This window comes from Spirillospora sp. NPDC052269 (assembly GCF_040679435.1).
GTDB lineage: Bacteria > Actinomycetota > Actinomycetes > Streptosporangiales > Streptosporangiaceae > Spirillospora.
The window spans coordinates 49,229-71,110 of record NZ_JBFAUU010000030.1 but is presented as its reverse complement, the minus strand read 5'-3'; the positions used below and the strand labels follow the sequence as shown (position 1 = coordinate 71,110).

Genomic DNA, 21,882 nt, shown 5'->3' with positions numbered 1-21,882 from the left:
GAGGTTGAGAAGGGACTTCACGATGGCGCATGTTGTGATCATCGGAGGCGGGTTCGCGGGCGTGTGGAGCGCGGCGGGAGCGGCGCTGGCACGCGAACGGGCGGGTGGGGGCGCCGACCTGCGCGTCACCCTCATCGCGCCGGACGAGCATCTGGTGTTGCGTCCGCGCTTGTACGAGCCGGAGCCGGACCTGGCCAAGGTGGAGTTGCGCAGGATCCTCGGGCCGATCGGCGTCGAGCACCTGCGGGCTTCGGTCAGCACGATCGACACCGCCCGCCGCGTGGTCGTGGCCGACGGCCGGGAGGTCGGTTACGACCGCTTGGTCCTGGCGTCCGGGAGCCGACTCGTCGCGCCTTCGGAACTGCCCGGCGCCGAGTGGCTCTTCGACATCGACACCCTGGACGGGGCCCGGCGTCTCACCGACCACCTGCGCGACCGGGCGAACCCCACCACCGTGGTCGTCGGCGCCGGTTTCGCCGGCCTGGAGGCCGCGACCGAGCTGGCCGCCCGGGGCCGGGTGCTGTTGGTGGACCGGTCGCAGGCCGTCGCGCACGCGCTCGGCCCGGGTCCACGCGAGGAGATCGAGGCGGCACTGGACGAGCTGGGCATCGAACGCCGCCTCGGGACGACGGTGACCGAGGTCGGCGACGGGTACGCGGTCCTGTCCGACGGCGCCAAGGTGGAAGCGGACGCCGTGGTCTGGACGGTCGGGATGCGGGCCAGCGAGCTCACCCGGCAGATCAGTGGCGAACTCGACCACCTCGGCCGGATCCCGGTCGACCGGCGACTTCGCGCCCTCCCGGACGTGTTCGCCGCCGGGGACACCGCCGCGGCGCCCTTCGACGACGACAGCACGGTCATGCAGGCCTGCCAGCACGCCGTCCCGCTCGGCAGGGCCGCCGGGTACAACGCGGCGGCCGACCTGCTCGGCGTCCCGCTGCGCGACTTCACCCCCGGCCCGTACGTCACCTGCCTTGACCTGGGCGCCGCCGGTGGGGTCTTCACCCGGGGCTGGGACCGGAAGGTGATGGCCTCGGGGGCCGAGGGCAAGGAGGTCAAGAAGTGGATCATGCGCATGATCCACCCGCCGGTCGACGACGCGGAGAAGATCCTCGCCGCCGCCGATCACGTCCGCGTCGAGATCCCCTTCTTCTCCCGCGAAGATGACTCACCGTCGGCCGCCGCCTGAGACGACCGGCGGGAGTTCGTGCGGACGTGCGAACGCACGCCGTGCGGGCCGAACAGGATGAGAAGCTCGACCGCGTCTCCGTCCGCGCTGCCCAGCCAGTGCGGCAAGGACGTGTCGAACTCGGCCGCCTCGCCGGGCGGCAGCGTCAGGTCGCGCTCGCCGACCATCAGCCGCAGGCGACCGCTGAGCACGTAGAGCCATTCGAGGCCCTCGTGCGTCTGCGGGGTCGGCTCGAGCGGCGCCGGCCGGGCGGGGATGATCATCTTGAAGGCGTGCACCCCGCCCGGCCGCCGCGACAGGGGGACGAACGTCATCCCGAACCGGCTGATCGGCTTGAGGTGGATCCGGGGGTCGCCGGTGCGCGGAGCGCCGACCAGGTCGTCCAGCGGAACGTCGTAGGCGCGGGCGAGCGGCAGCAGCAACTCCAGGGTCGCCCGGCGCTTCCCGCTCTCCAGCCGGGACAGGGTGCTCTCCGACACCCCGGTCGTCGCGGCGAGGTCGGCGAGAGTGATGCCGCGGTCCCGGCGCAATGCGCGGAGCCGGGGGCCCACCGCGTCGAGCACGTCGTCGTCCGTCACGTGGTCCATCGGACCATCTTGCTGGAACGGCAAGATTTCGTGCCAGATCGCGGCCCTCTGAGAAGACTGGGCAATCCCGACAGAGGAGCCCATGATGAGCACCACCGATCCGGTCACGTTCTGGGACGGCGTCTACGCGGCCCGACCCGCGTCCGCCGGCCCGCGCCCGAACGTCCGCCTCACCGAGACGATCACGGACCTGCCGCCCGGGGACGCGCTGGACCTCGGATGCGGCTCCGGCGGCGACGCGCTGTTCCTCGCCCGCCGGGGATGGCACGTCACCGCCGCCGACATCGACCTTGACCCCGTGACCTGGACGGTCGAACGAGCCGACACGCCCCGCCGCATCGCGACCGGGCCGGGCGGACGCACCGCCGAGGTCACCGACCACGTCCTCGTCATCCGCCGGACGGCCTGACCAGAAGGGAGACCGCCATGCCCAGCACCACGCGCCACGACACCCCGCCACCCCGGACCGGGGGCACCGAGATAGAGACCCTGCGCGGATTCCTCGACTACCTCCGCGCCTCGATCGCCACCAAAGTCGAAGACGCCCCCGAGCCGCAGGTGCGGACGGCCGCGGTGCCGTCCGGCACGAACCTACTCGGCCTGCTCAACCACCTGACGTTCGTCGAACGCTCCGTCTTCCTCGGCGACACCGTCACGGACTGGCAGGCCACGTTCCAGGCCGCACCCGCGGACGGCGTGACCGACGTCGTGACCCGCTACCAGGACGCCGTCCAGCGCGCGAACGACGTACTGGACGGCTGCACCGACCTCAGCGCGCCACTCCCCCGGCCGCGCCCGGGACGCCCCTCCCCCAGCGTTCGCTGGGCACTCACCCACATGATCGAGGAGACCGGCCGCCACGCGGGCCACGCCGACATCCTGCGCGAACTCATCGACGGCGCGACCGGCCGCTGACCAGCGGACTCCCGCACCCGCTTCCGCACTCGAGGAAACCCGCCACCATGCACAAGTACGACGTCACCGTGACCAGCGCCGCCTCGCCGGAGACCGTCTGGAAGCTGCTGGTCGACGCCGCGAGCTGGCCTCTGTGGTCCAAGGTGGACAGCCTGGACACGACGCGCTCGGAGGGCCTCGACCCTGACGGCGATGACAAGGTCGGTGCCGTCCGAGCCTTCCGAACCGGACGCGCGATCACCGGAGAGCGCCTGACCGAGAAGGTCGAGCCACGCCTCCTGGGCTACGAGGATGCCTTCATCTCCTCGATGAGCAACTATCGCGCGCGGATCGAACTGGAGCCGACGTCCACGTCAGGCACGGTCATCCACTGGCACGGCGAGTACGAGACGACCTGGCTGCTGCGCTGGTTCATGCCGCGCTACCTGCAGAAATTCATGCAGGACATGGCCGAGGGGCTGGCCCGCCACGCCGAGCTGCACGAGTCGAACGACTGAGACCAGCGACGCGTTCACTCTCGGGCGACTCCTGGAACGGACCCTTCGGCGGCGCGGACGGCGGCAAGGAGAACGGCTCCGAGCTGCACTGCGCCCAGCCTGCGAATCTCGATCACCGACTCCGGGGCCTCCGCTTCGGCTTCGGCCAACCGGCGGTCGAAGTGCGCGCCGAGCAGTTCACGCTGGGCGCGGATGTCCGGGGTCGGGTTGCCCGCGGCGATCTCCGCGTCGAGCATGCGCAGGAAGGTCCCGAGCAGGCGAAGCCGGAACAGGTGGACGGCCTGGCGGTGGTCGAACTCCTCGGCGACCGTTGCGGGCCGGTCGGGGCCGGGAAGTGATTCGACGTGCTCGGTGAGCGTGCGGAAGGTCTGAAGCGTGGCCTCGGCGGAGCGACGGAACGGCGAGGCCACGCTCAGGTCGTCGGCGACGGCCGTCAGCGCGTCCTCCAGGAGTGCGAGCAGTTCCCGCCGATCAGCCGCACCGGCTGCGACGATCCGCTGGTAGCCGGTGCCCGACTCGGTCTGATCGGACACCCGCCCGTCCGCCCACAGGGGCACCTCGGTCACCAGATGCAGCGCGCCGAACCGGGCGGCGTAGTCGGCGCTGCTCGCGCCCGCGCCGAACACCTCGCCGATCCGTGCGCCGCTGGGCGTCGCATAGACGCCCGGGGCGATCGGCTCGGAACCTGGCAACTCGGGCTCACCAAGGTGCAGCGGCAGGCCCTCCAGCCCGGGTAGTTCGGCCAGCTGACGGGCGAGCGCCGGGTCGTCGCGGTTGATGTAGAAGAACGCGCCCTGGTACTCCCCGTTGTGGAGAGAGCAGACCAACGACGGTTCGACCTCGTCCATCAGCCGCATCAATGCCGTCGTCTCGGGCAGCGTGCGATCGAAGCTGTAGTCGCCGGTCGACAGCGGGAACGTCCACTCGACCTGGTCGGCCAGGTCCGGGCGGTAGAAGTGCTCGGCATAGGCACGGCGGTCGCCGGGTCTGCCGTACCAGCCCTCGTTCAGCCGGGCGCCGTCCGGGTCGGCGCACGCGACGAAGTGCCAGCGATACCCCAACTCCGCGCGCAGCTCGGCGTCACGGCACAGCAGGTCGAGCAGCGCGACGACGGTGACGAACCCGACCGGCTCGTTGGGATGCGGCCCGCCGATGACCACCGCGTCCGCCGGACCGTCGCCGACGGTCAACACACGCAGTGGCTCACCCAGCCGCGAGGTACCGATCCGCCGCTGTCGCACGAGGCCGGGTTGGGCGGCGGCCACCGCGTCGAGTTCGGCATGCAGGTCGTCCACGGACGGGAAGGACGGCCGGGGCACGACCCGGCCCATGTACTCGGCTGGTTTCATAATCCGGTTACTGTAATAATGAGATTATGAGAATGACAAGGGCGGAGACGAAGGAGCGCAACCGCCGCGCGCTGCTGGACGCCGCTCGCGCGATCGTCGCCAGGGACGGCCACCGCGCCAGGCTGGAGGACATCGCCGAGCGGGCCGACCTGACCACCGGCGCCGTCTACTCGCTGTTCGGCAGCAAGAACGGCCTGCTGATCGAACTGGTCACCGAGCACCTCGGCCCGCACCACGAAGGGATCGAGCAGGCCGTCCCCGCCGACCTGGATCTTCCGGCGGCCGTCGACGCCTTCGCCCGCTACTACCGGCGCATCTGCGACGACCCCGACGCGCTGCGGCACCTGTCGTTCGAGACCAGCCTGCAGGACGCCGCCCTACGCGACCCCGACCTCCAGGCGAGGCTCGCAGCGTCCATCCAGGCGCACGAGCAACGCCTGACCACGCTGTTCGCCGGACGATCGCACCAGGGCGGCGTCGTCACGGCCCGGCAGGCGCAACGACTGGCCACCGCGCTGCGCGCACTCCTGGCCGGCCTCAGTCAGGGCGTCATCCTCGGCCTGTCCGCCCAGGCCCCCGAGCAGTACTTCGCCGACACCGCCCGTGCCCTGGCCACCCCCCACGTCCTCGGCCCCGCCTGACCCCGTGCGCCGCGCTCCACACCGTCCCCGACGTCGCCGCTGCCGACCAGTGCAGCAAGACCATCACCGGCCGGACGTTCGCCAACACCGGGACGGCATCTTCATCAAGCACTTCCGGAACTGGCGCATCTGACCTCAACGGCGTTGGGCGGGCCAATGCGGGTCGTCCCAGCGGGCCGGACCGGTGAGGCCGAGCAGCCGCACCGTGTTCAGCGCTTCTTCGGCGTCACCACGCTCCCGCAGCCGGGCGGGGGCGTGGGTGACGAGCCAGGTCGTCAGCTCCGCACGCGTCTGCTCCTCGTCCTCCCAAGCATCCCAGGGCAGGTAGTCGCTCAGCAGGCCGTCCGCCCAGTGCGTGATCGCTTGAGCCAGGTGCCGGTTCGCCACCGGATGCCGGTTCGCCTCCCACGTGGCGAGCCAGGGGGTGAGCGTGGCCGATGCCTCTGAGTTCAGGGCCAGCACCTGGTGGGCGGGCACGGCGGGTTCCAGGGCGGTGAGCGTGTGAGCCCACCAGGCGTCGAGGAACGCGCGCACCGCAGCGGCCTGTTCGGTGGGCCATCGCTGCCAGTTGCCGCGCGCCAGGCATCGCCCCGCCTCTTCCAGGCCGGACCACGGAGCGATGGATCCGGCGACCAGTGCCGAGGCGAACTGCGGAAGGATGCGCCGCAGTACCGCCGCGTGGTCGTTCCAGTCCGGCGCCCGACAGGTGCGCTGGAGAAGGTCGGGGGCCAGTTTCACATCCGGCGTCTTCAACTGCGCCAGCTCTTCCGAACTGCCCCAATGGCACGGGCAGTTGTACTCCTCCGGCCGGGCGGTCATCCCGGCGAAGACGGCCGCCAGGTTTTCGAGCGCGATGTTCAGGTTGTGCCGAGTGGCCATCGGGTCAGAGTCGATCATGGGCGTTCGCCTTCAGACTCCAGCGGCTGACGCCGACCGAAGATCGCGACTTTACCGACTTCTCCGCCGCGGCGGGAACCTCAGGGAGTCGTCAGTGCCGCCGGAGCCTTGAGTGAAACATGGATTATTGTGCATATATCAATGCCTTGCTAGCCTGGCGCGGCCGACACCGGCGGCTCCGGAGGGTGCTCACCAGGCGCTTGGTGCGGAGGTCGGTGGGCTTGACCTTGACACTGTGACAAGGTCTTCACTGCTGCAGAGGAGGTGGTCCCCATGGCCATGCCGGAAGAGGACACGATCGTGGAGCGGGCATTTCGGGGGTTGGAGAACGACGACGCGTCGGTGCGGTTGCGGGCGGCGATGGCCGTCGGAATGGCCCCGGACCCGCGGCTCGTCGAGAAGCTCATCGAGCGGTCCGCGGTCGAGCCGGAGTTCTTCGTGCGCGACATGCTGACGTGGGCGCTCACCTGCCACTCCCCGGTGGTGACGGTTCCCAGGCTCATCGACGAACTGGGTTCGGAGAACCCCCAGGCCCGAAGCCAGGCGCTGCACACGTTGTCCAAGGTCGGGGATCGGCGGGCCTGGCCCGCGATCACCCGGGAGCTCCTGACCGATGCCGACGACGAGGTGGCGCGGACCGCATGGCGGACGGCGGTCGTCCTGGCGCCCGAGGATGAACGCGCCGAGCTGGCCGGAGTGCTGGCGACGCAGCTGGGACGCGGTGAGCGTGAGACGCAGCTGAGCCTGAGCCGGGCGCTGATCGAGCTTGGTGAGGTGATCATGCCGACCCTGCGCGCCGCGATGAGGCACGCCGATCCTCGCGTGCGTCAGCATGCGATCGTCACGGAGAAGCTCTTCCGTGACCCGAAGATCGGGGTCGATCTCGCGATCGAGGAGGCCAAGCGCCTGGTGACCCTCGGCTCGGCCGGTCAGGAGGGGGCGTAGGGCGGTGTTGATCGGGGATGTGGCGCGACGGTCCGGGGTCAGCGCCCGCATGCTCAGGCATTACGAGTCGCTCGGCCTCGTGCGGCCGACGGGACGTACCGGGGCCGGATACCGGGAGTACTCCAGCGAGGACATCCGGCGGATCTTCCACATCGAGAGCCTGCGGTCCTTGGGGTTGTCGCTGCGTGAGGTCCGGTCCGCGCTGGACGATCCCGGTTTCAAGCCGTCGGATCTCGTCGACGATCTCATTCGCCAGACGCGGGAACGCATCACGCGCGAGACCGAACTGCTCACGCGACTCCGTCAGATCGACGCCGCGGAACCCGCCGGCTGGCCGGACGTCCTGCAGATGGTCGCGCTCCTGCAGGACCTGGGGTCGCAGAGCGCTGGAAAGCGCCAGCGGGCGGCCTTGTCCTCGGCGGACGAGGTGCCGGTGCCGGCGGACGCTCTGGCCGAGGCGGCGTTGAACGAATCGGACCCCAACGTCGCCGGAGCCCTGCGATGGGCACTGGCGCGATCGGGCGGCCGCGGATTGCCGCTGCTGGCGGACGGCCTCGACTCACCGGTGGCCGAAGTGCGGAAACGCGCCGTCCAGTCGATCGTGGAGATCCCGGACGGCGAGGCGACCGCACTGTTGCACGACGCTCTCACCAGCGCCGACCCCGTGGTCCGCGGGTACGCGGCCCTGGCGCTCGGGACGCGCGGCGTGGCCGACGCGATCCCCACGCTCGTCGACATGGTCGTCGAGGGGACGAACGACACCGACGCTGCCGACGCGCTGGGCACACTGGCGAACGCCCCCGCCCAAGCAGAGCGGATCGCCGCCGACCTCGCCGACCGCCTCACCCAGGACACCGTCGAATCGTCCGGACGCCAACGGCTGACACAGGCACTCGCGGACATCCCGGGAACCATGGCGTCACGCGTCCTCGCGGACCTGTCACATGACGAAGACCGCGCCGTCGCGCTGACCGCGACATACATCCTCAAGCTCCGCGACGCGCGATAACGCGTCATCCCCGGATGCGAGCTCAGCCGTGGACGTGCGTCCGCCGGGACACTCGGGCCAGTCTCGGGGAGACGCCCGCTACTCGTCCGACCCGGTCGCGGGCGGCGGTACATCGAGGACGAAGAACAGGAAACATGGCCTGGTCGAAAGGCCGTCGAAGTCGTCGGGGAACAGTTCCCGCGCGGCCGGATCGGGCTGCGGCTCCCTGATGTCGGAGAGACGGAAACCGGCTGTGGTGAAGGCATCGGTCATCGCGTGCAACGACTTGCGCCAGAACCTCATTGGAACGGACTGCCCGTTCATCGACCATTCGAAGGAATAGCTGGTGGTCGCGAAGTAGTCGGGCCGAGGATCGGAGAACGTGTAGGCCACGAAGGGGTGGTCCACCGACGCGATCAACCGGCCGCCGGGCTTGAGCACGCGCCGCAACTCGCCCAGCGCCGGCCCCCAGTCCTCCAGGTAGTGCAGCACCAGCGACGCCACCACGTCGTCGAACGCGCCGTCGGCGAACGGCAGGCGGTCGTTCAGGTCGACCATGTGCAGGTCGACGTCTTCCCCGAGCCGCCGCTTCGCCAACGCCAGCATCCCGGCGCTGACATCGATGCCGGTGACATCGGCCCCGCGGTCGCGCAGTGCGGCCGCGAGAGGACCTGAACCGCAACCCGCGTCAAGAATCCGATGATCGGCCACGTCTCCGGCAAGGGACAACATCGCGGGCCGTTCGTAGTACGCGTTGACGAGGCTGTTCTCGTTCTCCGCCGAATACGCCTCGGCGAAGCTGTCGTAGTCGTTCACCTGACACCGATCTGCAGACTGGGCATGGCTGGTACAGCCCGTTTGATGCTGCGACTGAGCTGTTTGTTCCTGTGAACAACACCACGAGGCGGGCCAGGTTCCCGGCTACGAAGGCCCCGGCATATCCGGCGCCGAGTACGACGGTGCGGTGCTTCATGGGTCGCTCCTGTCAGCTCGCGTGCTCTCGGTGGTTGAGCGGGACAGCACTCCGCTTGCTGACAGAAAGCGCATATGACCCGAGTCGCAGGTCGAAGATCGTTCGGCCTCGGCCGCCTCTGGGCCGGCCTGCTCGGGCGAGTGTTACGTTGTTCTGCTTTGCTCCGATCGGAAGGAAAGCAGATGGACGTTCCCTCCCTGCACAGCCGGTTCCTCGGCGAAGCTCTTCCTCGGATTCGGCAGGATGCGCGCGTGGCCGGTGTGGCGCTCACCGGATCGATCGCGGGGGGCCGCCCCGATGTCTACTCGGACGTGGACCTGGTCCTGGTCATCGATGACGACGCCTACGAAGCGGTCATGCGGGAGCGGCTCGCGCTGATCGGCTCCTGGACGTCCCTGGTGGCCGGATTCACCGGAGAGCACGTCGGCGAGCCGCGCCTGATCATCACGCTCGTCGGACCGCCCCTCCTGCACGTCGACTTCAAGTTCGTCCGGGTCTCCGACTTCGCCGAGCGGACCGAGGACCCGGAGATCCTGTGGGACCGGGACGGCCTCCTGACCGGCGCCCTTGCCCAGCGGCCGCCGGTCAATCCGGAGTTCGACCTTCAGTGGATCGAGGACCGCTTCTGGATCTGGGTGCACTACGGCGCGACGAAGCTCGGCCGCGGCGAACTGTTCGAGACCATCGGCTTCCTCACCTACCTGCGTGAAACCGTGCTCGGCCCCCTGGCCGCCCGCCGGGTGGGCGCGCTCCCCCGCGGTGTCCGCCGCCTGGAGACCATCGCGCCCGACGAGGCACGCGATCTTCAGGCCACGCTGTGCGGCCACGACCGTCAGGAAGCCGGACGGGCGCTCCTCGCCTCCGTCGACCTCTACCGCCGATGGTCCGATGCCGACGGAGCAACCGTCGAACGACGCCACCACGCCGAGAAGCTCGCCATGCAGTACCTCAACGACGTCATTGAGGAAGGCCGCTGACCGGGACGCCCTGACACCCAACCGCAGTTCCCACGGCCTCGTCGCCCCAGGCCGTCCATCCCTCGCCAGGGGCGATCGCAGAGGTCATCGGCCTGCTCGGTCCTGTCATCTGAACCGCGCCCTCGCGTGACCGGGAGTGAACCCGTCCAGCGCCCGAGCGAAGAGCTCGCGCTTACGAAGGCTCGACGGTGGTCCCAGCGTCGGCCATTCGGCGCTGCGCGCTGAGGACGGAGTCGAGCAGGCCCGGGAACAGCGCGTCGAGATCTTCTCGGCGCAGCCGGACCAGCCGGGATCGGCCCTGCACCGTCGTCCAGGTCACGCCGGCCTCGCGCAGCACCCGGTAGTGGTGCGACAGCGTCGTCTGATGGACGTCGATCTCGGCGCCGACCGCGTTGCAGAAGTCCTCGCCCATCCGGTCGAGCCGCAGGACGAGTTCCAGCCGCACCGGATCGGCCAGAGCGCGCAGCACCTCCACCAGGCGAATGGCCTCGGCGGCCGGCTGTGACACCTCACGCATCGCCGCTCCCTGAGTTCAGCACACCCGCACACTAGCAAAGTCATTGATACATGGACAAGCATCAATATGTCGCCTAGGGTCTCGCTCGTTGCTTCCGAGATCGCTCTGGAAAGGCGGCACCACCCGGTGTTGAAACGACTCCTCCCCCTCGCCCTGGCGACCTTCGCCGTCGGCACCGACAGCTACGTCATCGCCGGCCTGCTCCCCGCCATCGCCACGGACCTGCGGGTCTCCACTCCGGTCGCCGGGCAGCTGGTGACGGTGTTCGCCCTGGTGATGGCCCTGTCGGCGCCCGTCATGGCCGCGCTCACCAGCGGACTGGACAGGCGGACCGCGCTGCTGATCGCGTTGAGCGTCTTCGTGGTCGGCAACGCCGCCACGGCCCTCGGCACCACCTACGCGGTGGTGATGATCGCCCGCATCGTCACCGCGGCGGGCGCAGGGATGATCAACTCCGCCGCCTCCAGCACCGCGGGGGCCATCGCGCCCCCGGAACGCCGAGGCAGGGCGCTGGCCTTCGTGTTGGGCGGCCTCACGTTGGCGACGGCGTTGGGCCTTCCTCTCGGCACCCTGATCGGCCGCACCGACTGGCACATCACCCTGTGGGCCGTCGCCGGGGTCGGCCTCGTCGCGGTCCTCGGAATCGCCGTCGGCCTCCCCAAGGTGACGCTCCCCGCCGCCTCACTGAGCGACCGACTGCGCCCGCTCAAGCAGGGCCGGGTCCTCGCGCTACTGGCCGTCACCACGCTGAGTTTCCTCGGCGCCTACACGCTCTACACCTACATCGGCCCCGCCTTGCAGGACGTGACCGACGGCTCCGAATCGCTGCTCACCCTCATCCTGCTGGCCTGGGGAATCGGCATCCTGGCCGGAAACATCATCGCTGGACGGCTGGTCGACCGGCACAACCCCGCGCACGTGCTGACCGCTCCCATCGCCATCGCCGCCATCGCCCTCGCCCTCACCTCGGTGGCGACCGCCACGCTCGCGTCCACCCTGGTGTGGGCCGTGATCTGGGGTGCCGCCCTGGGCGTCATCGTCGTCCCCCAACAGCACCGGCTCATCGCCCTCAGCCCGGCCGCGGCACCGGTTCTGCTCGGCCTCAACTCCTCGGCCATCTACGTCGGAATCGCCCTCGGCGGCGCCCTGGGCGGGCTCGTCCAGGAGTGGTTCGCCATCGTTCCCGCCGAGCTGGGCCTGCCGGCCGCCGCTGTCACGACCCTGGCGCTGCTCTACCACCTGATGACCGCACGCCGCCGTGCGCCCGCAGCAGCCTCCTCCACCCCGGAGAAGGTCAAGGCATAGTCCCTCCCTGCCAGCACCCACCACGAGCCCCGGACCCCATCGCCGCTTCTGGGGCTCGACACCTCTCCACATCAACGTCCCGCGCTCGGTCGTCTCCGGGACCAAGCGCGGGCCGCGGCTTCGTCACGGCAGATGCCGCGATGTTCGCCTGTGCGAATATGACCCGACTACCTGGGACTACTCGGGAAGATTCTGCTACGGGGTGACTGTGAGAGTCGAAGCTACGCGCCGATCCGAAGGGGTGGTCTGCGACCCGACACTGCCGGCTCGGATGCTCGTGGATCTGGAGTCCGGTTCGGGGGCGCTGCTACTGGACGAGCCGGGAACACCTCCCGGCTCCCACCGGTTCCTCCGTCAGCGGGCTCTTTCCGGCACGGTGACGCTGTGCGTCGTGCTCGCTGTCGTCGTGACGCTGAATCAGCTGGCCAGCTGGTGGTGGGTCCTGCCGGCCGCGGCGGTCGGCCCGATGGCCCTGCAACCCTGGAACACCACCGATCGCCGGAACAGCCCTACCAATTGGAAGATGCTCCGCTTGGCGTGGGGGCCGCTCATCTCGTGGCTGGCGCCTCTGGGAAGCGGCGCCTTGATCGCGTGGGTGATATGCCAAATCTGGCCCTACTACTTCTTCCTCCTCGAGGCGACCGGTGTCGGAACGACCCACGTGGTGGGACGGGATCGCGTCGTCTTCCTCGCCGACCTCGGCGACACCGACCGGGCGCGGCTGTCACGGGTACGCGCGGTCCGCGAGCAGGTGGAGGAGGCGCAGCGCCTGCTCGCCCCGGCGTTCGACGGAACTCTCGTCCTCATGACGCTGCGGGAGCAGGAGTGGATGCTCGCGACGCGGATGAAGGAGATGGCGCCGCTGGCCGCCGAGGTCGATCGCCTGGACGCGGAGGCGGCCACCGACCGGGTCCGTCAGGCACTGCGTCCGCAGGCCAAGGTCGTGGCGGCGGCCAGGAGAGCCGACGAGGCGGTGATCAAGCGCATTGAGGAGTACGCCCGCCCGGTGGAACGGGCCGTCCGGGCACACAGGGAATGGGAACAGATCCAGCAGCTGACCGACAACACCGACGCCTACGCCGGGTTGCTCGCACGCACGATGGCTGAGAGGGCCGCAGACGACCTCACCGAAACCCGTGACCTCGCCGGTGACCTCGGCTTGGAGGCGGCACGGCAGGCCCGCGAGGAGTTGACCGCCCAAGCCGTCGGAGCCAACACCTGGCTGCTCAACGCACTAGGCGGCAGCGAGGACCGGCAGCCGTCCTGAAGGCGAGTATGAACCGGCGCCCCTGGGCACTGCGTGAAGGAACCACGACGACCTTGAGGACGTGCGGCGCGGCTACTGGGCGGCATGGGCCTGCCGCCCGCACCATGGCAAGGGCGTCCGGTAGAACCGCCGGCCACGGCACGGTCGGCTGTTGCCGGACACTGAAGATGGTGACGACTGCGTTGTTCACGGTGGTGAAGTAGGAACGTGAGAAGGGCTCGTCGACCGTTTGTCGACGAGCCCTTTGTGTGCACGTTATCGGCTTGGTGGTTACTCTGTCGGATTCGGTGCTGCCAAGCGTCCCACCGGTCAGTGCTTTCCCGGAGGAAATCGGTAGAGCAGAAGGCGCCTCAGGTGCGTCGGGCTGAGAGGCCGACGGATGCGACATAGGTGATGGCGGCGGTTCCCACCAGCCAGTAGTACGGGTTTCCGTTGTGCCCGGATGCCAGACCGCCGACGAAGGCACCGAGGTTGGCCAAGGTCAGCACCACGCCGGTGCCGGCCCATGCGCGCAGGCTGATCAGGGTGAATCGCTCGTCGGGCTCCTCTGTGAGGCCCTGAAAGGTTTCGCTTCGTCGCCTCAGCAGGATCAGGGTGATGCTGCAGGCTGCCATGATCGCGAGCATTACCAGGCCAAGGACGGGATGTCCGCCGACGGCCGCAGCCACCAGGCAGACGATTCCGATGCCCAGGAAGAAGGCGGGGATCGGGTTCTTAGTCATCTGCCGGGCTTTCATTGACATCGAACATCTCCTCAACGCTGGTGTGGAAGAACTTGGCCAAGGCCAACGCGAGCGGCAGGGAAGGCGTGTACCGCTCGGTTTCGATGGCGTTGATCGTCTGTCGGGAGACTCCCAGCGCCGCCGCTAGCCGCCCTTGGGAGAGCCCCTCCGCCGATCGCAGTTCGCTGACCCTGTTCCGCATGTGTAAAGCATGCTTGTCACCCGGCCCTGGGTGTCAAGCGAGCTTTACATGTCACTGCTGTGAGTTCAGGGCCGTGGGAGCCGGCGGCGTTGCGGAGTCGGAGTGCCGAGACATCGATGAAGGCGAACAGGAACGTCTCGCGGCCACCGATCTTCGGGCCGTGCAGCGCGTCCCCGGTCCAAACCTCGTTGGGCCGGTCGGCCTTGAACCGGCCGAACGCCCGCGGTGCACTGCCCTCCGGGCGGCGAAGCTCCAGGCCGTCGAAATGACGCAGCAGCGTCCGCTCGTTGGGTGACCAGCCCAGCGTCGAATGCAGGCTGCGCCCCGGTCCGCTCCGGCCGTTCCTTCTTCGACGCCACCGCCAACTCCAGCACCTCGGCCGGAGTGCGCGGCGTCGGCTTGCGAGGCGGCGGGACCAAGCCGGCGAAACCCCGGGACGAGCACGGTTCATCCTCACCATGTCGTCGCATACGAAAACGGACACAGGCCACGTGCGCCCCACCAGCTCATCCTCATCCCGGATGACTCACCAGCGCTCTACGTCGACATCCTGAATGTCGCTGGACAGTCGGCAAGGCATCGTCCTCCCGAGCCCAGGCGACAACCGGTTCACCCGCGCCTGGAGCAGGCCCCGCGGGACGCCGCTGTCACAACGCTTTCGGCTCATCCCCGGTCGTCCAAACCCGGGTGTCCACCCCACCCGCCGATGGCCGCGGCCGCCCCGCTGAGCAGCGGGCGTCCCTCGACCGGGACCCGGGCGCGGCCGCGCAGTAGTGCCTCCTCTACGGTGATCCAGCCCACCGCGCGATGCCCGGATTCGTGGTCGTCCAGCAGTCGCGGGTCGGCGTGGCCGCGCAGGACGGAGATCAGTTCGGTGGTGAGGTTCCTTGCGTGCCGGGTGCCGGGTGCCGGTGTTGGCGCCGAATCCGCCGGTCGGCGGGTGACGTGGGCCGCACGGGTGCGCATCGAACCGATGAATCGCAGGACGTCCTCCACTTTCTTCGGTGAGGCGGCATAGCTGCCGTGACCTGGCGCGTCTGAGGGGGTGATGAGAAGAGGGATGTCGGCGTGAATCAGGAAGCGCGAGATAGCTTCACCGAGTTCGTCGAGGCGAGGTCGCCCGCCTTGATCCGGACCGCGTACGCGCTCACCGGCGACCAGCACGAGGCCGAGGAGCTGCTGCAGAACGCGTTGGCCAAGACGGCCGCGCGCTGGCGACACGTGCACGGGGCCCCCGAGGCGTACGTCCGTCGCGCCATGTACAACGAGCGGGTCGGACGGTGGCGGAGGCGCGGCCGGGAGACCTCGGTGGCGAGCCCGCCCGAGGCGCTCCAGCAGGACTCCAGCGGGGAGGTCGAGCAGCGGTTGGCGCTCCGGGCGGCCCTCGCGGCGCTGCCCGCGCGCAAGCGCGCCGTCCTGGTCCTGCGCTACTTCGAGGACCTCTCCGAAACCGAGGTCGCCCAGATCATGGGCTGTTCGGTCGGGACGGTCCGCAGCCAGACGCACCGGGCGCTGGAGCGGCTGCGCGGGCTCGCGCCGCAACTGGATCTCACGGGAGGACGGCAATGACCGAGCAGATGATCCAGGACGCCCTGCGGGACTTCGCCGAGCAGGCCGCCCCGGTGCCGGGGATGGCCGAACGCGCGCTGCGTCGCCACCGCCGGAGGCGCCGGGTGCGGACGACCGGGACCGCGCTCGCCGCGGCGGGGCTGACCGCACTGGTGGTGCTGCCGTTCGCCGTTCCGTCGTCCGGCGGGGAGACCAGAAGGGTCGCCGCGAGCAGCGGGCTGCCGGACAACACCCCGGCCGAGCGCGCCGTGGCGCGCGGCTGCCTGCGCGGGGCCTCCGACGCCTACCGGCTGCTCAACCGCATCGACCTGGGCGCGGACGGGTTCGTGGCCTGGGTCGGCAACAACGACCGGCTGATGCTGTGCTCGGGGAACGAGCACATCGGCAACATGGAGGGCCCCAGCTCGGCGGCTCCTTGGATCCCGGTGGGCCCGCCGGACCCAGAGCTGATCCAGACGCCGATGCGCGTGGACATCTTCTCGTCCGTGAGCGTCGCGGTCTCCAGGAAGCCCAACAACATCGTCTTCCTGCTCGCCGGCCGGGCCAAGCCCGGCGTGCAGCGCATCGATGTCACCTGGTCCGACGGCAGGACGCTCACGGCATCGCTGCGCAACGGGTACTTCCTCTCGGCCCACTGGGGCCGGACCGTCCCCGACCCGACGGCGACCGGCGACCTGACGGCAGGCGCAGCCCGAACCTCGACCGAACACCCGACACGAGTCGTCGCCTACGACCGCCACGGCCAGATCCTCCAGGTCCTGGGCACCAAGCTCCACCCGCGGGAGGTCTTTGACAACGGCATGTGCGCCGCCGGGGAGGAGCATCCGCTCTGCCACCAGTGACCTCCGAGGCCGAGCGGACGCAGGATGACGTCCGTGAGCCGGTTCTGCCCGCCGCGATCATCCGGCTCGTCCTCGGGCAGGTAGGACCGCGGGTCCCCCGCAACGGCCTGGCCCGGCATGGGCCAGGCCGTCCCCGCCTTCGGTGGAAGGGAAGGCGGGAACGGCCGTGCGATGCCGGGCTCCGCTAGCAAATGTGGAAGATGTGCTCAGGCTGCAGGGAGAGGAACCCGAAGCCGGTGCCGCCCTTGTCGCCGGCGGGGACCTTGGCGTCCTTGGCGGTGAGGTCGGTGTCGTTCATCTTGGTCCTCTCGTAGATGCACCACGTGCTCTGCGTGCGGTTCCAGCCCCGGACCGCGGGACCGGTGAGCCCCTGCGCCCGGACGTCGTCGGCGCCGTGGCGGTAGTGGGCGGCGTGGCCTTCGGCGTCCCAGACGCAGAAGGTGAGGTCGGGGCAGTCGCCGTCGGAGGCGGTCACCGCGGCCGCGGGCACGGCGTGCGCCGGTGTCATGAGAGCGGCCTGAGCGGCGCCGGGGGCCGTGACCAGCAGACCCAGGACCGCGGTGGAGGCCAGGCGTCCGATGGAGATGCGCATTTCGTGTCCCTTCGATTGAGGTGAACGGGTGACCGGTGGTCAGTGGTTGGCCTTGAACCAGGGGTTGGCCCAGCCGAGGTAGTGGGCGTTCCACTTGCCGGTGATCTGGCCGATGGTGCTGCGGGTGAGGGAGCCGCGACCGCCGATGTCGGTGGAGATGACGCCGTCGCCGCCGGTGGACATCGCCACGTGGCCGGCCGGCTTGGAGGTGGAGAAGAACACCAGGGCGCCGGCGGGCGGCTGGTCGTCCCCGGCGTGCTTGTACTGGCCGGGGATCTGCCGCCAGTGGACCATGGCGGTCTCCGAGCCGCTGTGCTCCCAGCCGTAGGCCAGGCCCATGACGTGGTCGCACTGGTTGTAGTAGCCCGCGTTGCTGCTGGTGATGTGGTTCTGCGCCCACTCCAGCGCCCCGGCGCAGGACCGTCCGTCGTCCAGTCCGGGCGCGTCGCAGGACGCGGTCGCCAGGGCGGCCACGTTGACCTCGGCGTGTGCGGTCGTGGTGAGGAACGTGGCGGCGACCGCGCCGGCGGCCAGGGCGAGTCCGGCGGCGATCTTGCCGGCGGTCGGGATCGTGGTGTTCATGCTTCTCCTGTTCGGATGGAGTTGTGGGTGGGCGGTTCAAGTAGCCCACGGCGAGGGTTCGACCAGCGACCGGGAGGCGTTCGGCCGAACAGCATCCGGGCAGGTCAGTGGCACTTGTGCGCCTTGTTCGGACACTGTTCGCATCGAAACGGACACCCTCGGTCGCCTCGGTGGGAGGATGTCGAAGGTGACGACTTCCTCCGATTGTTCGGGGCAGTTCAGCGCCGAGCTGCGCCGTCTCTACCTCGCGGCGGGACGGCCTCCGTACCGGTCGCTGACGATGCTGGCCGAACGGCAGAAGCCGCCGGTGCGACTGGGAGTGTCCACGCTGAGCGACTGGCTGAACGGCAGGTCGGTCCCCAGCGACCCCCGCTCGCTCCGGTTCCTCCTCGAGGCCCTGCAGTTTCACGCGAAGAACAACAGCCTGTCGACGCCAGGCGCCACGCCCTATCGGCCGCGGCCGTGGCCCGAATGGGAGCGACTGCGCCAGGAGGCGATCAAGGCTCGTCAGGCCGCCATGGCCGCTCCGGCGGACCCCCTTTCGTCGGCCGCCGCGTCCGCGGCACCGCCTGATCCGGACTCGGCCGTCGACGCGCCGGTCGTCACTTCCCCGGCCGCCGCTCCCGCTCCCGCTCCCGCTGCCGGCGCTTTGCGCGGTGCACGCGACTGGGTGTTCCACCATCCCGTGGCCACCGTGAGCGGTGTGGTCGCGGTGGTGGCCGTCGTGGCCGCAGCGGTGACCGCGACGGTCATCAGCATGGCCTCAACGACCACGAGGGGAACACCGGGTGGAACCTCAGCGGGAGCGTCGGGCAACGGGCCAGCGCCCCTCGTGCATCGTCAGCCCATCATCTTCGACTACCGCCACCGGTCGGCCGTTGTCGCAAGACCGGCCAACCTCAACCAGTTCTGGGTCGCGCGCGATGTCGCGGGCCTGGCGGCCTGCCCCACGGGCTATGCGTGCTTCTACGAGCACCGCGACTTCAACCGACGGCATGGGTGGATGGCCTTCGCGCAGGTCCCGGACCAGACGTACGACTTCATACCTCCCTACGACAAGGCGATCGAGTCCGTGGCCAACAAGATGACCGTCGACCTGGCTCTGTACCCGGAGTCCGGCGGCGACGGAAGCTGGATCGGCGTCCACGCGGGCGAAACCGACCCGGACCTGGCCCCTTACTCCCATGCCATCTCGTCGCAGCGCATCTTCACCAACGACCATTCGGCCAAGGACGCAAGCCTGCGCCTTCACCAGCCCCCGCCCTCGTAGGAGCGGGACAAGGGCACCGGCGGCAGGCCTCAGTCGCGCCCCAGGATCTTGAGGACCTACGAGGTCTGAGACGGCCCGCCGTACAGCGTGGTGAGCTGGGCGGCCAGCTTCGCCAGCTCGTCCCGGACGGCCTGCGGGCCCTCCACGATGACGAGGCCACCCCAGCCTGCGAGCTGGCGGGCGATGTCCAACGCGGTCGGGGCGGTGAGCGTGACCCGGACCCGCTCGCCTTGGGAGATCACCTCGCAGTGGCGGCCGAAGCGGTCGCGCAGGACGCGCAGGTAGCGGGCGTCGAGGGTCGCGGTGGCGGTGGTCGTGGCGCGCCGCGCCTCCATCGCGGTGACGACCTCGTCCCAGGCCGCGGCGAGGTCGAAGTCCGCCGGACGCTCGGCCGGGTCCTCCGTGACCTCGGCGTCGGTGATCCGGTCGACGCGGAACGTCCGCCGCCCGTCGGGGGTTCCGGCGATCAGGTACCAGGTGTCGTCCTTGTCGACGAGGCCGAACGGCGCGACGACGCGTTCCCTCCCGGAGTAGGCGAAGCGGGCCTTCCGGCGCCGGACCACCGCGTCCTCCAGCAGGTCGACGAGCACGGGTCGCGCGCGGCGGTGTTCGCCCCAGCGGGCCGGATCGACCACGACCGCGTCCGCCGCCGCCTCGGCCTCCTGCCGGAACGTCGACGGCAGGGCGCGCACGAGTTTGCGCAGCGCGGCCTTGGCCTCCGGTGCGATCGCGGCGGCCGGGCCGAGGAGCAGGAACAGCGCCCTGGCCTCGGAAGCCTTGAGGCCGGACAGGTCGGTGCGGGCGCCGCCGAGCAGTGCCCAGCCGCCGCCGCGTCCGGCCTGCGGGTAGACGGGGATGCCCGCGGCCGACAGTGCTTCCAGGTCACGGCGGGCCGTGGCGACCGAAACCTCCATCTCGGCGGCGACCTCCGCCGCCGTCACCCGGCCGCGCGACTGCATCAGCAGCAGGACGGCCACCAGACGATCCGCTCTCATGCTTCGACGATGCCAGAGAAAGTGCTCATTCGATGAGCACTTTTCCTGGAAGCATCGATCTCACAAGCCACCGAACGGAAGGCAGAAGGACATGCTCCGCGGACTCACCACCATCAGCTTCCACGCCCATGACGTCGCCGCCGCCCGCGACTGGTACGCCGAGTTCCTCGGCATGCGGGCCTACTTCCAGCGGCCCGAGCAGGGCGACCCGGCCTACGTGGAGTTCCGCGTGGGCGACTACCAGCACGAGCTCGGCATCATCGACGCGCGGTTCGCTCCGGACGGCTGGAGCGCCGAGGACGGCGGGGCGATCGTCTACTGGGCCGTCGACGACCTGGAGGCGACCTGGGAGCGGTTGCTGCAGATGGGGGCCACCCCGTTCGAGAAGCCGACCGAGCGCGGCCCCGGGTTCGTCACCGCCTCGGTGCGCGACCCGTTCGGCAACATCCTCGGCGTCATGGCCAACCGCCACTACATGGACGTCCTCGCGGGCCGGAAGGGCTGACCGCGATGACCGACGACGCCCTGCTCCTGGACGACGCCGCGATCGAGACGGCCAAACCGCCGGCCGCTGACCCACCTGGAACCCAGACCGACCGGGCGGATGCCGCCGTCCAGCGTCCGGGTGCGGACGGTCGCGGGCGGCGGAATACGATCTTGAAATCCCGACGGGCTGGGGAGCGGCCGGGTTTCGGGAGAGTCCTGGCGGACGGCCATCGCGGCTCGCCGCCCAGCAGGCCGACGGCACGTCCAGGAAAGGACCCACGCGATGAGCACCCCGCACGCCTTCCCTCTGAAGCCCGTTCCGATCCACGTGTCCGACGAGGTCCTCGATGACCTGCGCGCCCGCCTCGCGTTGACCCGCCCGCCGCTGGACGAAGGGAACGAGGACTGGTCCTACGGCGTTCCCGACAGCTATCTCCGCGAGCTGGTCGCCTACTGGCGGGACGGCTACGACTGGCGCAAGGCCGAGGCCGCCGTCAACGTCCACGAGCACTACCAGGTGAACGTCGCCGGTGTCCCGGTGCACTTCATGCGCGAGCCCGGCCGCGGCCCCCGCCCGATCCCGTTGATCCTCACCCACGGCTGGCCGTGGACGTTCTGGCACTGGTCGAAGGTGATCGGCCCGCTCGCCGACCCGGCCGCGTTCGGCGGTGACCCCGCCGACGCGTTCGACGTCATCGTGCCGTCCCTGCCCGGATTCGGATTCCCCGGGCCGCTCACCGGCTTTCCGGACGTCAACTTCTGGAAGGTCTCCGACCTCTGGCACACCCTGATGACCGAGACCCTGGGATACGAGAGGTACGCCGCCGGGGGCTGCGACATCGGCGGGATCGTCACCAGCCAGCTCGGCCACAAGTACGCCGACGAGCTGTACGGCATCCACATCGGCTCCGGGCTGCCGCTCGACTTCTTCAACGGCCCCCGGGCCTGGGACTTCGCCCGGAACCGGCCTCTCACCGACGACCAGCCCGCCGACGTCCGCGCCCGGATCGTCGAGATGGACCACCGCTCGGCGTCGCACCTCGCCGTGCACATGCTCGACGGCGCCACCCTGGCCCACGGCCTGAGCGACTCCCCCGCCGGACTCCTCGCCTGGCTGCTCGAGCGCTGGAACGCCTGGAGCGACAACGGCGGCGACGTCGAGTCCGTCTTCACCAAGGACGACCTGCTCACCCACGCCACGATCTACTGGGCGAACAACTCCATCGGCACGTCGATGCGCTACTACGCCAACGCCAACCGTTACCCGTGGGCCCCCGCCCACGACCGGACCCCGGTCGTGCAGGCCCCGGTCGGCCTCACCTTCGTCACATACGAGAACCCGCCCGGCATCCGCACGGCCGACGAACGCGTCCAGGCGTTCAAGACCGGCCCGCAGGGCGACTGGTTCAACCACGTCAACGTCAACGCCCACGACCACGGCGGCCACTTCATCCCCTGGGAGAACCCCGATGCCTGGGTGGACGACCTGCGCCGCACCTTCCGCAACCGCCGCCCCTGAACGCCCCACGGATGCCGGTGGCCTCACCTCCAGTGGGGCCCGCAAAACCCTTTTGG

The 21,882-nt window shown here is 69.9% G+C and carries 26 protein-coding genes; 15 read left to right on the top strand and 11 right to left on the bottom strand.

Features of this window, described 5'->3' with window-relative positions; genetic code table 11:
- Positions 1-22: 22 nt before the first annotated feature.
- A complete protein-coding gene (locus AB0L06_RS40900; RefSeq protein ID WP_500236852.1) occupies positions 23-1,189 on the top strand; it encodes an NAD(P)/FAD-dependent oxidoreductase in 1,167 nt (388 codons plus the stop codon).
- Here AB0L06_RS40900 and AB0L06_RS40895 read toward each other — a convergent pair.
- A complete protein-coding gene (locus AB0L06_RS40895) occupies positions 1,126-1,776 on the bottom strand; it encodes a helix-turn-helix domain-containing protein (protein WP_500236851.1) in 651 nt (216 codons plus the stop codon). The two genes, AB0L06_RS40900 and AB0L06_RS40895, sit on opposite strands and share 64 nt — an antisense overlap.
- Before the next feature lie 85 nt (positions 1,777-1,861).
- Between AB0L06_RS40895 and AB0L06_RS40890 the strand changes: the two genes are divergently transcribed.
- From AB0L06_RS40890 to AB0L06_RS40880, 3 genes are read left to right on the top strand one after another with little or no spacing between them, the layout of a single operon-like run.
- Entirely contained in the window at positions 1,862-2,185 is a 324-nt protein-coding gene (locus AB0L06_RS40890) for a class I SAM-dependent methyltransferase (RefSeq protein WP_500236849.1), read from the top strand.
- Between the two features lie 17 nt (positions 2,186-2,202).
- A complete protein-coding gene (locus AB0L06_RS40885; RefSeq protein WP_500236847.1) occupies positions 2,203-2,691 on the top strand; it encodes a DinB family protein in 489 nt (162 codons plus the stop codon).
- Positions 2,692-2,738: 47 nt separating this feature from the next.
- Complete coding sequence (locus AB0L06_RS40880) at positions 2,739-3,188, top strand: SRPBCC family protein (RefSeq protein ID WP_500236846.1); 450 nt, start codon at positions 2,739-2,741, stop codon at positions 3,186-3,188.
- 14 nt (positions 3,189-3,202) lie between these two features.
- Here AB0L06_RS40880 and AB0L06_RS40875 read toward each other — a convergent pair whose 3' ends face one another.
- Positions 3,203-4,537 carry a M14 family zinc carboxypeptidase gene (locus tag AB0L06_RS40875; RefSeq protein ID WP_500236845.1) on the bottom strand — a complete coding sequence of 445 codons (1,335 nt, stop codon included), beginning with the start codon at positions 4,535-4,537 and terminating at the stop codon, positions 3,203-3,205.
- A 26-nt stretch (positions 4,538-4,563) separates the two neighbouring features.
- Here AB0L06_RS40875 and AB0L06_RS40870 point away from each other — a divergent pair, with 26 nt between their 5' ends.
- A complete protein-coding gene (locus tag AB0L06_RS40870; RefSeq protein ID WP_500236843.1) occupies positions 4,564-5,178 on the top strand; it encodes a TetR/AcrR family transcriptional regulator in 615 nt (204 codons plus the stop codon).
- 135 nt (positions 5,179-5,313) lie between these two features.
- Here the strand turns inward: AB0L06_RS40870 and AB0L06_RS40865 are convergent, their stop codons facing one another.
- Positions 5,314-6,075, bottom strand: coding sequence for a hypothetical protein (locus AB0L06_RS40865; RefSeq protein ID WP_500236841.1), 762 nt, complete (start codon positions 6,073-6,075; stop codon positions 5,314-5,316).
- A 273-nt stretch (positions 6,076-6,348) separates the two neighbouring features.
- On the opposite strand from AB0L06_RS40865, the gene AB0L06_RS40860 reads away from it, so the two are divergent.
- Together AB0L06_RS40860 and AB0L06_RS40855 are read left to right on the top strand one after the other, a co-directional pair.
- A complete protein-coding gene (locus tag AB0L06_RS40860) occupies positions 6,349-7,020 on the top strand; it encodes a HEAT repeat domain-containing protein (protein WP_500236840.1) in 672 nt (223 codons plus the stop codon).
- A 19-nt stretch (positions 7,021-7,039) separates the two neighbouring features.
- Positions 7,040-8,029 (top strand): HEAT repeat domain-containing protein, encoded by a 990-nt coding sequence (locus AB0L06_RS40855; RefSeq protein WP_500236838.1) that lies wholly within the window; start codon positions 7,040-7,042, stop codon positions 8,027-8,029.
- A 78-nt stretch (positions 8,030-8,107) separates the two neighbouring features.
- Here the strand turns inward: AB0L06_RS40855 and AB0L06_RS40850 are convergent, their stop codons facing one another.
- Entirely contained in the window at positions 8,108-8,824 is a 717-nt protein-coding gene (locus AB0L06_RS40850) for a class I SAM-dependent methyltransferase (protein WP_500236837.1), read from the bottom strand.
- Between the two features lie 339 nt (positions 8,825-9,163).
- Between AB0L06_RS40850 and AB0L06_RS40845 the strand changes: the two genes are divergently transcribed.
- The gene (locus AB0L06_RS40845; RefSeq protein WP_500236835.1) at positions 9,164-9,958 is read left to right on the top strand and encodes a nucleotidyltransferase domain-containing protein; all 795 of its coding nucleotides are present in this window, start codon (positions 9,164-9,166) and stop codon (positions 9,956-9,958) included.
- A gap of 172 nt (positions 9,959-10,130) precedes the next feature.
- On the opposite strand, the gene AB0L06_RS40840 is transcribed toward AB0L06_RS40845, so the two are convergent.
- Entirely contained in the window at positions 10,131-10,475 is a 345-nt protein-coding gene (locus tag AB0L06_RS40840; RefSeq protein ID WP_500236834.1) for an ArsR/SmtB family transcription factor, read from the bottom strand.
- Between the two features lie 126 nt (positions 10,476-10,601).
- Here AB0L06_RS40840 and AB0L06_RS40835 point away from each other — a divergent pair, with 126 nt between their 5' ends.
- Positions 10,602-11,780 carry an MFS transporter gene (locus tag AB0L06_RS40835; RefSeq protein ID WP_500236832.1) on the top strand — a complete coding sequence of 393 codons (1,179 nt, stop codon included), beginning with the start codon at positions 10,602-10,604 and terminating at the stop codon, positions 11,778-11,780.
- Positions 11,781-12,051: 271 nt separating this feature from the next.
- Positions 12,052-13,047, top strand: coding sequence for a hypothetical protein (locus AB0L06_RS40830; RefSeq protein WP_500236831.1), 996 nt, complete (start codon positions 12,052-12,054; stop codon positions 13,045-13,047).
- Positions 13,048-13,397: 350 nt separating this feature from the next.
- On the opposite strand, the gene AB0L06_RS40825 is transcribed toward AB0L06_RS40830, so the two are convergent.
- The 3 genes from AB0L06_RS40825 to AB0L06_RS40815 all read right to left on the bottom strand — a co-directional run bounded on the left by AB0L06_RS40825 (position 13,398) and on the right by AB0L06_RS40815 (position 14,937).
- The gene (locus tag AB0L06_RS40825; protein ID WP_500236830.1) at positions 13,398-13,790 is read right to left on the bottom strand and encodes a hypothetical protein; all 393 of its coding nucleotides are present in this window, start codon (positions 13,788-13,790) and stop codon (positions 13,398-13,400) included.
- Positions 13,762-13,971, bottom strand: a complete 210-nt coding sequence (locus AB0L06_RS40820; RefSeq protein ID WP_500236828.1) for a helix-turn-helix transcriptional regulator — start codon at positions 13,969-13,971, stop codon at positions 13,762-13,764. The genes AB0L06_RS40825 and AB0L06_RS40820 overlap by 29 nt, the downstream gene beginning before the upstream one ends.
- A 663-nt stretch (positions 13,972-14,634) precedes the next feature.
- Positions 14,635-14,937, bottom strand: a complete 303-nt coding sequence (locus tag AB0L06_RS40815; protein ID WP_500236826.1) for a hypothetical protein — start codon at positions 14,935-14,937, stop codon at positions 14,635-14,637.
- Positions 14,938-15,039: 102 nt separating this feature from the next.
- Between AB0L06_RS40815 and AB0L06_RS40810 the strand changes: the two genes are divergently transcribed.
- Both AB0L06_RS40810 and AB0L06_RS40805 read left to right on the top strand, forming a co-directional pair.
- A complete protein-coding gene (locus AB0L06_RS40810) occupies positions 15,040-15,540 on the top strand; it encodes a SigE family RNA polymerase sigma factor (protein WP_500236825.1) in 501 nt (166 codons plus the stop codon).
- A complete protein-coding gene (locus AB0L06_RS40805; RefSeq protein WP_500236823.1) occupies positions 15,537-16,382 on the top strand; it encodes a hypothetical protein in 846 nt (281 codons plus the stop codon). Before AB0L06_RS40810 ends, AB0L06_RS40805 begins: the two co-directional genes overlap by 4 nt.
- 184 nt (positions 16,383-16,566) lie before the next feature.
- Here AB0L06_RS40805 and AB0L06_RS40800 read toward each other — a convergent pair whose 3' ends face one another.
- Entirely contained in the window at positions 16,567-16,974 is a 408-nt protein-coding gene (locus AB0L06_RS40800) for a peptidase inhibitor family I36 protein (RefSeq protein ID WP_500236822.1), read from the bottom strand.
- A gap of 39 nt (positions 16,975-17,013) precedes the next feature.
- Positions 17,014-17,556 (bottom strand): hypothetical protein, encoded by a 543-nt coding sequence (locus AB0L06_RS40795; RefSeq protein WP_500236821.1) that lies wholly within the window; start codon positions 17,554-17,556, stop codon positions 17,014-17,016.
- On the opposite strand from AB0L06_RS40795, the gene AB0L06_RS40790 reads away from it, so the two are divergent.
- Positions 17,555-18,826, top strand: coding sequence for a peptidase inhibitor family I36 protein (locus AB0L06_RS40790; protein WP_500236820.1), 1,272 nt, complete (start codon positions 17,555-17,557; stop codon positions 18,824-18,826). The two genes, AB0L06_RS40795 and AB0L06_RS40790, sit on opposite strands and share 2 nt — an antisense overlap.
- 56 nt (positions 18,827-18,882) lie before the next feature.
- Here the strand turns inward: AB0L06_RS40790 and AB0L06_RS40785 are convergent, their stop codons facing one another.
- Positions 18,883-19,821, bottom strand: coding sequence for a helix-turn-helix transcriptional regulator (locus AB0L06_RS40785; RefSeq protein ID WP_500236819.1), 939 nt, complete (start codon positions 19,819-19,821; stop codon positions 18,883-18,885).
- Between the two features lie 91 nt (positions 19,822-19,912).
- Here AB0L06_RS40785 and AB0L06_RS40780 point away from each other — a divergent pair, with 91 nt between their 5' ends.
- Both AB0L06_RS40780 and AB0L06_RS40775 read left to right on the top strand, forming a co-directional pair.
- Complete coding sequence (locus tag AB0L06_RS40780) at positions 19,913-20,326, top strand: VOC family protein (protein ID WP_500236818.1); 414 nt, start codon at positions 19,913-19,915, stop codon at positions 20,324-20,326.
- 264 nt (positions 20,327-20,590) lie between these two features.
- Entirely contained in the window at positions 20,591-21,826 is a 1,236-nt protein-coding gene (locus AB0L06_RS40775; RefSeq protein WP_500236817.1) for an epoxide hydrolase family protein, read from the top strand.
- Positions 21,827-21,882: the final 56 nt, after the last annotated feature.